Source organism: Bradyrhizobium sp. ISRA430 (assembly GCF_029909975.1).
GTDB lineage: Bacteria > Pseudomonadota > Alphaproteobacteria > Rhizobiales > Xanthobacteraceae > Bradyrhizobium.
In genome coordinates this window covers 5,211,687-5,224,386 of record NZ_CP094516.1, presented here as the reverse complement: position 1 = coordinate 5,224,386, position 12,700 = coordinate 5,211,687, and the positions used below count along the sequence as shown (strand labels likewise).

The following is a 12,700-nucleotide window of genomic DNA, read 5'->3' as shown; positions in this document are numbered from 1 at the left end:
CATGACAATCAAGCAAGATCCTCAAGACCCTATTGCCGGCGGTTCAGGGCGCGGAACGACCCTGCTGGCGGCAGGCGGCCTTTTGAGTGCGGTCGCCGCCTCGTCCTGCTGCATCCTGCCTGTGGTTCTGTTCAGCCTCGGGATCAGCGGCGCCTGGATCGGCAACTTCACCCAGCTTGCGCCCTATCAACCCTATTTTCTCGCCGCCACGGTGGTATGTCTCGGAATTGGCTATTGGCTCGTTCATCGTGCATCGCAAAGGGCCTGCGTCGAGGGCGAAGCCTGCGGTCGTCCTTTGCCGAACCGGCTGGCCAAGACCGCGCTGGTCGTGGCCACGGTCCTCGTCGTTGCGGCGCTTGGTTTCGATTTCCTGGCGCCACTGCTTTTCGACTCATGAGTGAAAGGTTCCCCATGAACAAAGCGCTTATGTCCACGACATTCGCAGTTTGCCTGCTGGCGTCTTCCGCTGCGTTGGCTGCCGAGAAGACGGTTACGCTTGCGGTCAAGAATATGTATTGCGCGGCGTGTCCTCACACCGTCAAAGCAAGCCTGGAACGGGTGCCGGGCGTGGCCAAGGTCGCCGTGTCTTACAAGGACAAGACGGCCATCGTGACCTTCGATGATGAGAAAACTGGCGTGAACGCGCTGACTGCCGCCACCACCAATGCCGGCTATCCTTCCGCTCCCAAGGGTTAGCCCGAGCAATCCAAGCGGGTGCACCAGCCTCGACCTGCGCGGAGGGTGACGTATGGATTCATATGATCTCATCGTGATTGGTACTGGAACCGCGGCTCAGGTGGCTGCAAGCCGGGTCCGCAAAGCGGGACGGTCGGTGGCGGTGATCGACCATCGCCCATTTGGTGGCACCTGCGCCCTGCGCGGCTGCGATCCCAAGAGGATGATGGTCAGCGGCGCCGAGGCCATCGATCTCGCGCGCCGTATGCGAACTCGCGGCGTGATAGGAGACCTATCCATCGAATGGAAAGACCTGATCGCCTTCAGGCGATCCTTCACTGATCCCGTGCCGAAAAAGCGCGAGCAAGACTTCGCCAAGCAAGGCATCGATGCGTTTCATGGCCTGGCTCGCTTCGCCGGGCCCGATCGCATCGCGGTGGGTGATCACACCCTTCGAGGCCGTCACGTGTTGATTGCAAGCGGTGCCCGGCCGGCCCCTCTCGCTTTCCCCGGCGCCGGGCATCTCACCACGAGCGATGCCTTCATGGATCTTGCGGAACTGCCCGGGCGCATCGTGATGGTCGGCGGCGGCTACATTGCCGCTGAATTCTCGCACATAGCCGCGCGCGCAGGCGCCCGAGTGACGGTCCTGCAGCGCGCGGTACGGATGCTGCCGGCCTTCGACGCCGAACTGGTTGACTGGCTGATGGAGAAATTTGCCGAAATCGGCGTGGACGTACGCACTGGAAATGCGGTGACGGCGATCGAGCAGTGCGGCGATGAATACCGCGTGCATGTGCAGACGCCGCAGGGCGAAGCGATCGTGAACGCCGATCTCGTGGTACATGCAGCAGGCCGCGTTCCTGATCTGACAGAGCTCAATTTGTCGGCCGCGAATGTTGCCATCGCGGACGGGAGACTTGAACTCAACGACTTCTTGCAGAGTGTGTCCAACCCGATCGTCTATGCAGCGGGGGACGCCGCGGCAAAGGGCCCGCCGCTGACGCCCGTGTCGAGTCACGATGCCAAGGTGGCCGCGGCCAACATCCTGGAAGGCAATCGTCACAAGCCTGACTATCGGGGCGTCCCAAGCGTCGCATTCACACTGCCCCCGATCGCCGCGGTCGGGCTTTCCGAGAGCGCCGCCCGTATGCAGGCACCAAAATTGCGCGTGAAGTCCGCGAGCGTGCCAAATTGGTATACCGCCCGCCGTGTTGCCGAATCCGTCTACGGCTACAAGACGCTCGTCGACGAAGATAGCGATCGCATTCTCGGCGCACACCTCGTCGGACCGCACGCCGATGAAGTCATCAATCTATTCGCGCTTGCGATTCGGAACGATCTCACGATCGACGATCTCAAATCGACGATCTTCGGCTATCCGACCGGAGCCTCCGATATCGGCTACATGCTTTAGGAAGCGCCATGACCCGCGAATCCATCATCAACTGTCCGCACTGCGCTACTGCCAAGCTGGAAATCATGCCGACCGATGCTTGCCAGTTCTTTTATGACTGCACCGGTTGCGGGGCGAGGCTGCGGCCAAAGCCAGGCGATTGTTGCGTGTTTTGCTCCTACGGCTCTGTCCCGTGCCCGCCAATCCAAGCCGAGCGTTCAGGCAGGTCCGGTACGGCGCATTGTTGCGGGGGATAAAGCGATCACGTTGGAGCACGGTGTCGTGTTGCGCCAGTAATCCACATCTGCAAATCTCTCCGATCGGCTAGTCGCCAGTGTCGGCCAAGCCGGAAGTAGTGTGCAGTCGCCGGCTGGAATGATACCGAATACGATCAGCAAGGCCGCATAATTGGCTGGGCACTAACCTTGCGTCCCACACCGCACCGCTTCAACATCGATGGTAAACGCTTGCACACATGGTGTGCACTGGACACCCTGTTCTTCCCTGCCGTGATCGGCCGTCCGGCTCATCTCGAATCTCCCTGCGCGATCACCGGCATTCCCATCATGTTGACGGTCGATCCGGCAACCGGCGTCAGCGCGCTAGAGCCGTCGACCGCGGTCGTCGCTATGGTGACGCCGGAGCAGATGAACTCGGTCCGCACCGCCTTTTGCAATCCCGGTCGTTTCTTTGCTACGCCACTGCAGCGCGGGACTGGCAACACCTGCAGCCGGGAATGGAGGTGCTGAGTGTGGCCGATGCTCACCGAGGGAGCCGTCCACTGAGTGACATGCTTCTCGATGAGAGCGCGCCGTCAGTGAGCACGGTCAGTTTCATTCGGAATTGCTTACTCGCATCAATGAGACGGCGCCCAAGTCCTGGTCCGGGTGCACACATCGTGCTGCAAATAAACAGAAATTGGCGCGCCACCCAGAATAAAACTGCGAACTCTTATGTGCTTGAGATCGCCATCTAATTCCAGATCGCGCCGAAAGTAGTAAGTGATGGAGTAAGGCGAGGGAGCCGGGAACACGCCGTGCCCTCCTATCCGATCGAGCACGCCATGAAGACGCCGGAGCTTGCGGACGTGCAGCGCGCCGGCATCCTGGGCGACAACTCGGCCAAGCCGCTTAAGATCAGCTCGAGCCGACCCTGGGGCCAGCGTCGTCACGCTGGCGCCCAGCAGCTCCGGCGTCGTACCCTCGGATGACCGCCGTCTCACCGTGCTGCACCGGCGAGAGTGTGGACCGTCCTTGATCTATTTCGCAGCTGCCAGCCAGGCAGCCCGCGACCCCGTGGCTGTTCGGCGAGCGGAACCGTTCGGCATCGGAGGCGTTTTTTCGCACTGAGAAGAACGCCTTTGGCGCATGTGCTGATGCGAAACGACCGAACTGCGCTTACGCTTAAGTGTCCCGCGTGCAGTCGGGAGACGCCGCATCGGTTTCTTTACATCAAGAACGGCTGCGAAATCGTTCAATGTCGTGACTGCGGATTGGGACGCACCGAGGCATCGAGCTTCGATCCCCTCGCCTATTATGACGACGGCTACTTTTCCGGCCGTCAGTCCGACGGCTATGCCGATTATCGCGGCGCCGAACCCGTGCTACGGCGCGAGTTCGCCCGTACGGTCGAGTTCATCCGGCACCGCAAGCCACAGGGCTGCCTGCTCGAGATCGGTTGCGCCTACGGCTTTTTTCTCGATGAGGCCCGCCGCGCCGGATTTGAGGTGAGCGGCATCGAGCCGGCGGAAGCGGCTGCTGCCCATGCTGGCGATCTCGGCTTGAACGTCGTCTGCGGCCTGCTGAGCGAAGCGACTCTCAAGTCGCTTGGCACCTTGGATGTTATCGTCCTCCTCGATGTTATCGAGCATCTGCCCGACCCACAGGAAGCCCTCGCACTGTTCGCGGACCATCTCCGGCCGGGCGGAATCATCGTGCTGACGACCGGAGACTTCGGTTCCTTGGCGGCGCGGTTGACCGGCGCGCACTGGCGCCTGATGACGCCTCCGCAGCACCTGTGGTTCTTCAACCGCGACAGCATCGGGTCTCTCGCCCATTCGGTGGGCCTGCGCGTCGAAAGTTCCGATTACCCCTGGAAATTCGTGCCGTTCTCGCTGATCGCCTTCCAGGTCGGTCGCATGCTCGGCCGCAAGATCGCGGCCAGCCCGACCGGCAACCGGTTCGCTATTCCAGTGAACCTGTTCGACGCAATGCGCGTGGTCTTGAGCAAGGCGCCCCCATGTTCGGATCAGAGCCTCCCATGACAGAGCGCCTCAACCTCGGCCAGATCGCATTGCTCATCACCTACGCGACCGGCATGGCGGCGGGCCAGCTCCTGTTCAAGGCCGCCGCGCTGCGCGTCGGCGACGGCTATCCCTTGTCGAAGCGTGCGCTGCTGCTGTTGCAGAACGCACCGTTTATCAGCGCCATCGTGCTCTATGCTGCGCTGTCCGTCCTGTGGGTCTGGCTTTTGACATTCACGCCGCTGTCGCGCGCGTATCCGTTCGTGGCGGTCGCGTTTGCGCTGACGCCTGTCCTCGGCGCGCTGGTGTTCGCCGAACCGCTGTCTGCACGTCTTTTGGCAGGAATCGCAGTGATCGCCTGCGGTCTTGTACTTGTTGTGGGTTAACGAGAATGACCGGCCGGATTCGCAATCCCTGGGTCGTCGTCGCGGCGTACAATGAAGCGCCAGTGGTCGGCAGCGTCGTGTCCGGCATTCGCCACGCCGGATACGCGGTCGTCGTAGTCGATGACGGCTCCGCCGACCGCACCGGCGACGTCGCGTTGCTCGCAGGCGCGACCGTCCTTCGGCATCCGGTCAACCTCGGACAGGGCGCCGCGCTGCAGACCGGCATCGACTACGCCCTCGAGCAGCGTGCAGATGCGATCGTCACGTTCGACGCCGACGGCCAGCATTCCCCCATAGCCATCGCGGAACTGCTCGCGGCGATCGAGCAGCCCGGCATCGATTTCGCGCTCGGCAGCCGCTTTCTCACCGGTGCGACCGCAAATCTGCCGGTGTCGCGCCGCATGATGCTCAGCGCTGCGATCTGGTTCACGCGCGCCAGCACCGGACTGCCGGTCACCGATACCCACAATGGCCTTCGCGCGATGACCGCGCGCGGCGCGCGCGCGATCTACTTGCGACAGAACCGAATGGCGCACGCGTCCGAGATCCTGCACCAGATCGCGCAGAGCCGCCTGCGCTTTGTCGAGGTGCCGGTGAACATCGAGTACAGCGCCTATTCGCTGGCCAAGGGCCAACGCATCACCGATGCGATGGCCATCCTGATCGATCTGTTTGCGCGGAGGCTCTACCGATGATCGCGCAGCTGTTGCTGACGGCCCTTCTGGCCTTGGTTCTGATCTACGCCTGGTCGGCGCACCGGACGGTGCCGATCATCGGCCTGCTCGCGAGCGGCGCTGCGCTCGCCGGACTCTACTTTGTCTGGGTGCCGGCGCACGCCACAGCACTTGCGGCCTTCGCGGGAATCGGCCGCGGTGTCGACCTCATCGTCTACACCTGGGTCGTGATCAGCCTGCTCATCATGCTCAATTTGCATCTCAAGCTGCGGCGCCAGCTCGACATGATCACGCGGCTGGCGCGCGCCGTTGCGATCGATCGCGCCAAGAAGAGCCGACGAGAGGCAGTCCCTCCGCGAGGGCGTCGCCAGGTCATGTTGGGCCGAAAGACCGAGGCACCCCCGATCGAATCCCAGGCGAAAAAGTAGATGCGATGGCCAAGCCGTGCCGGGCCAAGTCGGGCCTGGACAAGTCGGGCTGGACAAGTCGTGCATTGACTTGGCGTCACTCGCCGAGCCCGCGCCGATTGGCGTAGATCCTGGCGAACGGGCGACCAAATCTCGTGACCTCATCAACCAGCACGGCACCCGTGCCGTCGGCACAAGGCCAGCGCTCGGTGGCGATCAGGTAGTCGGCCTTGTCCAGATGTGTTTCGGCAATCCAATTGCGAGGGAGCATCACGCCGGCCAGTTGCTCGCGCCAGGCCAGGCAGACCAGCACGCGCGGTGGATTGCCTGCGAACCGACCTTCGGCGTCAATTCTGTGCTCGAGGCGGCGCAGCGCCTCGGGAACCGCCATGCTCCAATAGTCAAGGTCGAATCGGCTGTAAGCGCCGGCGACGCCGCCTGCCAGACTGTTCATGGCGATGTATTCGAGCGGATGCAGGATGACGAGCGTCGCCACGATGGCGGCCGTGTACGCGCCCCCGAGGGCCACGGACACGATCGGGAAGCGTCGCAAGAAGGGCAAGAAGCTCGTGAGCCCGCGCGCCGCCACGATGGCGAGCATTGGGATCACGAACAATACGTGGCGGATACCGTCATAGAGCGTCGAGCCCTTCAGGATGAGCACCGCGATCGGCCCGAACGCCGCCACACCGACGACCAGCACCGCGCGCGACGCTGCGAGCTCGGCTGCAACCGGTCGCAGTCCGGCGATGCCGGACCTGTGCAGGGCGCCGAGCGCGGCGCGGATCCATGATGCTGCAGCACCGATCCAGACCGCCATGCCGAGCAACAGCAACACCAAAAAGCCCTCGGGCAAGCGCGCCAGGAGCTGTCCGGGGATGTACCAGGCGGGCACGTTCTCAGTGAACGTGCGCCGGCCCCAGTTCTGGAAATCGAACGAGGTATCGAGCGTCTCAAAGTGCCGATAGGCCTCCAGGAATTGTGTTGGCGGATTTCCGATCTGCAACCACGGCCAAAGCGCAATCGCCGTCAGCCAGGCGATGAGGATGACCAGCAACGTATGCAAGGCGATCCGGCGCAATTGGCCGTAGCCCGCGCGGCCATGGCGCAGCAGCGCCTCGAGCGCGCACAGGCTCATCGCGCCGACGAGGTAGGCGTGCGTGATCACCCCGCCGGTGCGCGTCGCGATGGCGAGGCCGGTGGCAAGGCCTGTCGCCAGGGTCAGACGCCAGCCCGGCACCGCCTGCCTGACCATCAGGACGATCAAGAGCGTCGACCAGCTCATGGCGAACAGGAACGGCACGTCGATCGGGGCGAAGAACAGGTTGCCGTACAGGTAACCGGTCAGCAGGCACAGGGTGAGCGCCATCAACCCGGCCCAGTACCCGACCGTGAGCCGCGCCAGCGGCACGACGGCGGCGAGCCCGGCGAGGCCGAACAGGAAGGTCATGGCGTGCCGGACCGTGAGCGGGTTCGCGAGCTCCAGCGATTGCACGGCCGCGACGAGGATCTGAAACCACGGCCCGTACATCCACAGATACTCTTCGACCGTCTCGAACTGAGACCGGTCCGCAAAGCCGCTCGTGTACCAGGCAAGCGCCTTGGGGCCGTACTCCTCTGTGTTGAATTCGTCAGTCGACACCCCGTAATCCGCAGCAGTCGCGAGCCCGATGATCAAGGCCACGCAGAGCACAAGGAGCACGAGCAGCGTCTCGGCATGGCGAGCAGCAAATACGAGGCCGAGTTTCGGCCTCGCAAACCCAGAGCCGTCGTCATCTATCCGTTCAACCGCCATGCATTGCCCTGCGATCGAGCGGCTGCACAAGGAATTCGGGCGCCCGATCGGTTTTTGCCATCGGCCGACATTGCCGCCTGCATCACAGGCGACATACCGCTCAACTGCTTAATCGCGAACGAACCGTCAGCGCACCTCAAGTGTTGTCCACGGCTGGGCTTTCATAACACGCCTGAAGGGAACTTTGTTCCGAGGGTCAAAATCGGGCCTCCCAAGGTTGACTGGCAATGGCGATCCTTATCACCGGAGGTGCCGGATACATCGGCAGCCACATGGCATACGAACTCGCTGATCGTGGCGAACAAGCTATTGTCATCGATGATTTCTCATCGGGCTTCGAAGCCGCAATACCCTCCGGCGTTCCGATCTTCGCCAGGGACATCGGCGATCAGCGGCGAGTGGCGCCGCTGATCGCGAAGTATGGGATTTCGGAGATCATTCATTTTGCGGCTTCGGCAGTTGTTGCGGAGTCGGTTGCCGATCCGCTTCGATACTATCGCAACAACACCGCAAATTCACGAAGCCTGATCGAGCTCGCAATCAGGAGCGGGGTGCAGCGTTTCATCCTTTCCTCGACGGCTGCGGTGTACGGGAATCCGCCGGCAAATCCTGTCACGGAAGAAACCCCCGTCGCGCCCGTGTCACCTTACGGCTCATCCAAGTTGATGGCCGAAATGATGCTGCGTGATGCTGCGCGCGCTCACGGCCTACGCTACGTCATCTTGAGGTATTTCAACGTAGCAGGCGCCGATCCCGCTCTGCGCACTGGACAGGCAACGCGAGGGGCAACGCATCTAATCAAGGTTGCAGCGGAGACCGCCGTGGGTCTACGAGAGAAGATCCAGGTTTTCGGCACCGATTATCCCACGCCCGACGGCACCTGCATTCGCGACTATATCCACGTGAGCGACCTCGTAAACGCTCATTGCCGCGCGCTTTCATATCTGCGCGATGATGGGACGTCCCTGACGCTAAATTGCGGCTACGGCCGCGGCTTTTCGGTCTTGCAGGTAATCGACGCCATGCGGCACGAGTCCGGAAACGACTTTCCCGTCGAACTCGTCGCCCGCCGGCCTGGCGATCCGGCGGAGGTCGTGGCGTCGGCGGAGCGGATGCGCAATCTGCTCGGCTGGCAGCCCCAATGGGATGATCTGTCCCTGATCGTCCGCCATGCGCTTGCCTGGGAACGCAAACGATTGGCACAAAGTAATGCAAGGCCTCCCTCCAGAGCGTCCCAGCCGGTCCCACTCCGTCCCATCGTCGGCAAGGTGAGAGGGGACAAGCGTCTGCCGCCCGGAAGTTCAACACTCGTTCAAGAACAGAGGACGCGACGGCGATGAGCCTGATGATGGAAACCGTGCCCATGGCTATGCTCATTTTCCGCCTGCCCGGGGATTCGGAACGCCGTTGCCGGCCGCTACGAACCGGACTCCGCGTTCCCTATCTCACGCTCCAAAGCCGATTTTCCCTCGAGCGCTGACGCTCGGCGGGCTAAACTAAATAGCCCGGACGGATGCGAATTGAGGCCGCCAAATCACAAAATTCCGCTGCTGCAATCTGGGGTAAGCATTAGCTGAAAGCGACATTGCGCTGCCTGACGGGGGCGGCATCGTACAATGTCGTAGAATTTCGCGGAATGTCGCAGCCTGGTTGGCGCGCCACGGCCGATGAAGATGGGCACTATTGCTTCGCCGTGGCGCTATGATGCCGCAATCCGCCACGCGCTCCAACCGACAAAGCTGCGACGGCCTGCGATCTTGCACTACGCCGCGCGGACGGCGGCCTTCCCGATTCGGCCGGGTGGTACAACGGTTAGTGACGGGTGAGAAGACCTGTCTCGGACAGCTAAACGAATGCCAATCCGGCTGCGATTAGCACCGCTAATCCCAAGGTGACATTTAGCAGGCGTTCGCTATTTGGCGACAGCATCAGTCCTTGCAGAATGGCCCCCAAGTAGAGCCAAACGATGTCTACCACGATCATCACCGCTATCAGCAAAATCCATTTGGTGAAAGCATCCTGCTGCGTGCTACCTTTAATCAAAGTGTACGATGCGAGCAGAGATGCGAATGCCAAATAGGCTTTCGGATTTGTCATACCCAAGAGAAATCCCGCCGCAGGTGATGCGTGCGCGCCATTGCTTGTCCGGGCAGCTTCTCCAACCGGTGACGACGCAATTTTGTAGGCGAGATAGACGAGATAAATCGTGGCGGATATAGTCATCCCGCGTAGCGCGGACGGGAATGCTGCCAATAACGAAAAAAGTCCCGCGGCCGTAATGCCGGCAGCCATTGCCAGACCCAATTGAAGCCCCAGGAAGTAGGGCAGCCCACCAACAAGGCCTCGGGCGCGACCGACCGCGACAAGGGCCGCAATCGCAGGCCCAGGCGATCCAAGCAATCCGATCGCCGCAATCAAAAATAGGCCGAGTGCGACCCTGTCCATCGCGAAGCTCCCCTCCGAGACCGTCCTCGGCTGAGGACTAACCGGCTTGTCTCCAGTGGAGGAGCTAATTATCCATATAGGTCTTATTGATTTTTCTAATTGAGGGGATCGTATGGACGACATCGACGTGAGTCTGCTGCGCTCATTCGTGGCCGTAGCTGAGACGGGTCGCATGACGACGGCGGCAAAGGTCGTGAACCGGAGCCAGGGCGCGGTCAGTCAGCAGATCAAGCGGCTGGAAGATTTGTTCCGCACGCCTCTTTTCGAGCGGCACGCCGCTGCGGTGCGGCTAACGCGCAGCGGGGAGCGGTTGATGGTTGCCGCCCATCGTATCATCGCGCTGAACGACGAAGTAATGAGCCAAATGCTGGCCGTCGAGTTCGCAGGCGAAGTGCGGCTCGGCGTGCCCCATGACGTGGTCGGCATGCTGATGCCACCCATTCTGCGACTCTTTCGACAGGATCATCCGAACGTCCTAGTCACACTTGTCAGCGATACGAGCCGTGCTTTGAAGCAGAGCCTCGTCGAGGGCGACGTCGATCTGACGCTGCTGACCGAGCCGCAACCCGGCGAGCGCGATCTTCTGCTGCTTTCTGACCGGCTGGTTTGGGTTGGTGCAAAAGGCGGCGACGCCCATAACCGCCGTCCATTGCCGATTGCCCTCGGGCAGGAAAGCTGCGGCTTCCGCGCGTCGGCCGTACAGGCGCTGACCAAGGCAAAGATCGAATGGAGGGCGATATGTCAGGTGGGCAGCCTAGAGCCGGTCTTCGCCACGCTCGAAGCGGATATGGCAATTGCGCCATTTCTGTCGAAGACGGTCCCTGAACGCCTTGCTGTGTTTAGCGGTTCTCATTTGCCGAAGCTGCCGAGGCAGTTCGTCAATATGAGACTTCCCTCGACGGGCGTCGGTGCTCTCACTACAGAACTCGCGCGATATATTCGCGAGGGTTTTCACAAGCGTCATGGCTAAAGAGACTGCCGCCCGTAATCGGTCTGCGCCGGGAGTTGCGGCGGCCGCGCAAGTGGCCTGCGCGATGAATAACCCGCACACTGCGCGCCTTGAGCAACGCGGGAGGCGCGCGATGGACTACTTCTGTGGCCTGGATGTCGGCATGGACGAGACGGCAATCTGCGTGGTGGACGGCAGCGGCAAGGTCGCGCTGGAGGTCGCGGTGGTGACCGATCCGGACGCGATCAAGGCGGCGCTCACGCCGTATCGTGGCCGCTTGCGGCGGCTCGGCCACGAGGCGGGGTCGCTGTCGCCCTGGCTGCACCCGGAACTGTTAAAGCTCGGCTTGCCGGCGGTCTGCCTGGAAACCTTCCACGTCCGCGCGGCGCTGAAGGCGCAGCGCAACAAGACCGACCGGACGGACGCGCTCGGCCTGGCGCATTTGATGCGCACCGGTTGGTTCCGCAAGGCGCATATCAAGAGCGAAGCCTGCTACCGGCTGCGGCTGCTCTTGACGCACCGGCGCAATCTGAAGCGCAAGTTTTTGGATCTGGAGAACGCGATCCGGCACTCGCTGAAGGTGTTTGGCATTCGCCTCAGCCATGTCGGCCGCGGCGGCTTTGCGCAAGTCGTACGCGAGGCGGTGGCGGGCGATGCGCTGGTCAGCGAGTTGATCGACGCCATGCTGAATGCGCGCGCCGCGCTGTGGAAGGAGTACTGCCGGCTGCACGATCTCGTGGTCAAGCTGGTGGCGAGCCATGAACTGTGCCGGCGCTTCATGCAGATCCCTGGCGTCGGCCCGGTGGCAGCGCTGAGCTTCATGACGGCGATCGACGACCCCGCACGCTTCAAGCGGTCGCGCGATGTGGCGGCCTATTTTGGCTTGACCTCGCGGCGTTGGCAGTCCGGCTCCTCGATCGACGTCAAGGGGCGGATCAGTAAGGCGGGCGATGGCGACGTGCGGCGGGCGCTTTATGAGGCGGCCTCCGCGTTGCTGACCCGCTTCAAGCGCAAGGACAAGGTCAAGACCTGGGGGCTTGCGATCGCCAAGCGCACGAGCCACCGCAAGGCGACCGTTGCGGTGGCACGCAAGCTCGCGGTGATCATGCATGCGATGTGGGTCGATGGCACGTTTTATTGCGGCGATCCGGCGGCCTCGCAGGCGGACGTGCGGGCACGTGCCGCCGTCAAGGAGCGCAAGCTGCTCGGAGCCCATGCATGACCAACCCGAGCCGATTGCAGATCAATGACCCGATGACCGCAAGGCTTTGAACACGGAGCTCCGCCACAAGCGGAAGAGACCTGGTGCAGATCAACGACGACGGAACGCACGCTATCTTGCCTGTGGCCACGCACGTGACGTGCGATGTGGACCACGCCGGACTGCCTGTGATGTGGCTCCGTCATGCCGATGGAAAGATGCGCCGCGACGGCGTCCGCGCTGCCTTGCTGCAGCGAGATTATGCCGTCGCTGAGCGCGGAAGAGTGCACGGCGCACCGGGACTCGTGGCTGTGGTGGCGCAGCGCGTTCAAGCGTGGCGCAGCGGGCCTTGTCGCAAGCGAGAAAGGAAGCGAGAATGGGTGAGATCAGAGAGACGACACGACCGATTAAGAGGGCAAGATAAAAGCGAGCGCCGCCCGCTCGCCTCGCCGGAGTTGCAAGTGTCTGTCTGCACATTGGTTTTTGAGATGGCGCATGGCTGGCACGGAAAGAGGCCGTGCTGGCGCCTC

General features: G+C 62.4%; 15 protein-coding genes. 13 read left to right on the top strand and 2 right to left on the bottom strand.

Annotated elements, in window-relative coordinates; translation table 11 throughout:
• Window position 1: 1 nt before the first annotated feature.
• The 10 genes from MTX21_RS24755 to MTX21_RS24710 all read left to right on the top strand — a co-directional run bounded on the left by MTX21_RS24755 (window position 2) and on the right by MTX21_RS24710 (window position 5,801).
• Window positions 2-397, top strand: a complete 396-nt coding sequence (locus MTX21_RS24755) for a mercuric transporter MerT family protein (RefSeq protein WP_280967291.1) — start codon at window positions 2-4, stop codon at window positions 395-397.
• Window positions 398-411: 14 nt separating this feature from the next.
• Window positions 412-696, top strand: a complete 285-nt coding sequence (gene merP / locus MTX21_RS24750) for a mercury resistance system periplasmic binding protein MerP (protein WP_280967290.1) — start codon at window positions 412-414, stop codon at window positions 694-696.
• A gap of 52 nt (window positions 697-748) precedes the next feature.
• Window positions 749-2,092 (top strand): NAD(P)/FAD-dependent oxidoreductase, encoded by a 1,344-nt coding sequence (locus tag MTX21_RS24745; protein ID WP_280967289.1) that lies wholly within the window; start codon window positions 749-751, stop codon window positions 2,090-2,092.
• 8 nt (window positions 2,093-2,100) lie between these two features.
• The gene (locus tag MTX21_RS24740) at window positions 2,101-2,328 is read left to right on the top strand and encodes a GDCCVxC domain-containing (seleno)protein (protein WP_280967288.1); all 228 of its coding nucleotides are present in this window, start codon (window positions 2,101-2,103) and stop codon (window positions 2,326-2,328) included.
• Window positions 2,329-2,496: 168 nt separating this feature from the next.
• A complete protein-coding gene (gene merB, locus MTX21_RS24735) occupies window positions 2,497-2,820 on the top strand; it encodes an organomercurial lyase (protein ID WP_280967287.1) in 324 nt (107 codons plus the stop codon).
• 287 nt (window positions 2,821-3,107) lie between these two features.
• Window positions 3,108-3,281: a hypothetical protein gene (locus MTX21_RS24730; RefSeq protein ID WP_280967286.1), complete on the top strand. Its 174-nt coding sequence runs from the start codon at window positions 3,108-3,110 to the stop codon at window positions 3,279-3,281.
• Window positions 3,282-3,440: 159 nt separating this feature from the next.
• Window positions 3,441-4,334: a methyltransferase domain-containing protein gene (locus tag MTX21_RS24725; RefSeq protein WP_280971152.1), complete on the top strand. Its 894-nt coding sequence runs from the start codon at window positions 3,441-3,443 to the stop codon at window positions 4,332-4,334.
• On the top strand, window positions 4,331-4,699 hold the full coding sequence (locus MTX21_RS24720; RefSeq protein WP_280967285.1) for a hypothetical protein: 369 nt from the start codon (window positions 4,331-4,333) through the stop codon (window positions 4,697-4,699). The genes MTX21_RS24725 and MTX21_RS24720 overlap by 4 nt, the downstream gene beginning before the upstream one ends.
• 5 nt (window positions 4,700-4,704) lie before the next feature.
• On the top strand, window positions 4,705-5,394 hold the full coding sequence (locus MTX21_RS24715; RefSeq protein ID WP_280967284.1) for a glycosyltransferase family 2 protein: 690 nt from the start codon (window positions 4,705-4,707) through the stop codon (window positions 5,392-5,394).
• Window positions 5,391-5,801: a DUF2304 domain-containing protein gene (locus tag MTX21_RS24710; protein ID WP_280967283.1), complete on the top strand. Its 411-nt coding sequence runs from the start codon at window positions 5,391-5,393 to the stop codon at window positions 5,799-5,801. The genes MTX21_RS24715 and MTX21_RS24710 overlap by 4 nt, the downstream gene beginning before the upstream one ends.
• A 76-nt stretch (window positions 5,802-5,877) precedes the next feature.
• Here the strand turns inward: MTX21_RS24710 and MTX21_RS24705 are convergent, their stop codons facing one another.
• Window positions 5,878-7,575 carry a hypothetical protein gene (locus tag MTX21_RS24705; protein ID WP_280967282.1) on the bottom strand — a complete coding sequence of 566 codons (1,698 nt, stop codon included), beginning with the start codon at window positions 7,573-7,575 and terminating at the stop codon, window positions 5,878-5,880.
• Window positions 7,576-7,802: 227 nt separating this feature from the next.
• Between MTX21_RS24705 and galE the strand changes: the two genes are divergently transcribed.
• Window positions 7,803-8,915 (top strand): UDP-glucose 4-epimerase GalE, encoded by a 1,113-nt coding sequence (gene galE, locus MTX21_RS24700; protein WP_280967281.1) that lies wholly within the window; start codon window positions 7,803-7,805, stop codon window positions 8,913-8,915.
• A gap of 505 nt (window positions 8,916-9,420) precedes the next feature.
• Here the strand turns inward: galE and MTX21_RS24695 are convergent.
• Window positions 9,421-10,020 (bottom strand): LysE family transporter, encoded by a 600-nt coding sequence (locus MTX21_RS24695; RefSeq protein WP_280967280.1) that lies wholly within the window; start codon window positions 10,018-10,020, stop codon window positions 9,421-9,423.
• Between the two features lie 112 nt (window positions 10,021-10,132).
• On the opposite strand from MTX21_RS24695, the gene MTX21_RS24690 reads away from it, so the two are divergent.
• Together MTX21_RS24690 and MTX21_RS24685 are read left to right on the top strand one after the other, a co-directional pair.
• Complete coding sequence (locus MTX21_RS24690; protein ID WP_280967279.1) at window positions 10,133-10,990, top strand: LysR family transcriptional regulator; 858 nt, start codon at window positions 10,133-10,135, stop codon at window positions 10,988-10,990.
• Window positions 10,991-11,102: 112 nt separating this feature from the next.
• Window positions 11,103-12,191, top strand: a complete 1,089-nt coding sequence (locus tag MTX21_RS24685; RefSeq protein WP_280967278.1) for an IS110 family transposase — start codon at window positions 11,103-11,105, stop codon at window positions 12,189-12,191.
• Window positions 12,192-12,700 lie beyond the last annotated feature (509 nt).

Bases quoted from the DNA above. Each gene is read 5' to 3' on its own strand.
- MTX21_RS24755 (WP_280967291.1), top strand. From the start codon at position 2: ATGACAATCAAGCAAGATCCTCAAGACCCTATTGCCGGCGGTTCAGGG.
- merP (WP_280967290.1), top strand. From the start codon at position 412: ATGAACAAAGCGCTTATGTCCACGACATTCGCAGTTTGCCTGCTGGCG.
- MTX21_RS24745 (WP_280967289.1), top strand. From the start codon at position 749: ATGGATTCATATGATCTCATCGTGATTGGTACTGGAACCGCGGCTCAG.
- MTX21_RS24740 (WP_280967288.1), top strand. From the start codon at position 2,101: ATGACCCGCGAATCCATCATCAACTGTCCGCACTGCGCTACTGCCAAG.
- MTX21_RS24720 (WP_280967285.1), top strand. From the start codon at position 4,331: ATGACAGAGCGCCTCAACCTCGGCCAGATCGCATTGCTCATCACCTAC.
- MTX21_RS24715 (WP_280967284.1), top strand. From the start codon at position 4,705: ATGACCGGCCGGATTCGCAATCCCTGGGTCGTCGTCGCGGCGTACAAT.
- MTX21_RS24710 (WP_280967283.1), top strand. From the start codon at position 5,391: ATGATCGCGCAGCTGTTGCTGACGGCCCTTCTGGCCTTGGTTCTGATC.
- MTX21_RS24705 (WP_280967282.1), bottom strand. From the start codon at position 7,575: ATGGCGGTTGAACGGATAGATGACGACGGCTCTGGGTTTGCGAGGCCG.
- galE (WP_280967281.1), top strand. From the start codon at position 7,803: ATGGCGATCCTTATCACCGGAGGTGCCGGATACATCGGCAGCCACATG.
- MTX21_RS24695 (WP_280967280.1), bottom strand. From the start codon at position 10,020: ATGGACAGGGTCGCACTCGGCCTATTTTTGATTGCGGCGATCGGATTG.
- MTX21_RS24690 (WP_280967279.1), top strand. From the start codon at position 10,133: ATGGACGACATCGACGTGAGTCTGCTGCGCTCATTCGTGGCCGTAGCT.
- MTX21_RS24685 (WP_280967278.1), top strand. From the start codon at position 11,103: ATGGACTACTTCTGTGGCCTGGATGTCGGCATGGACGAGACGGCAATC.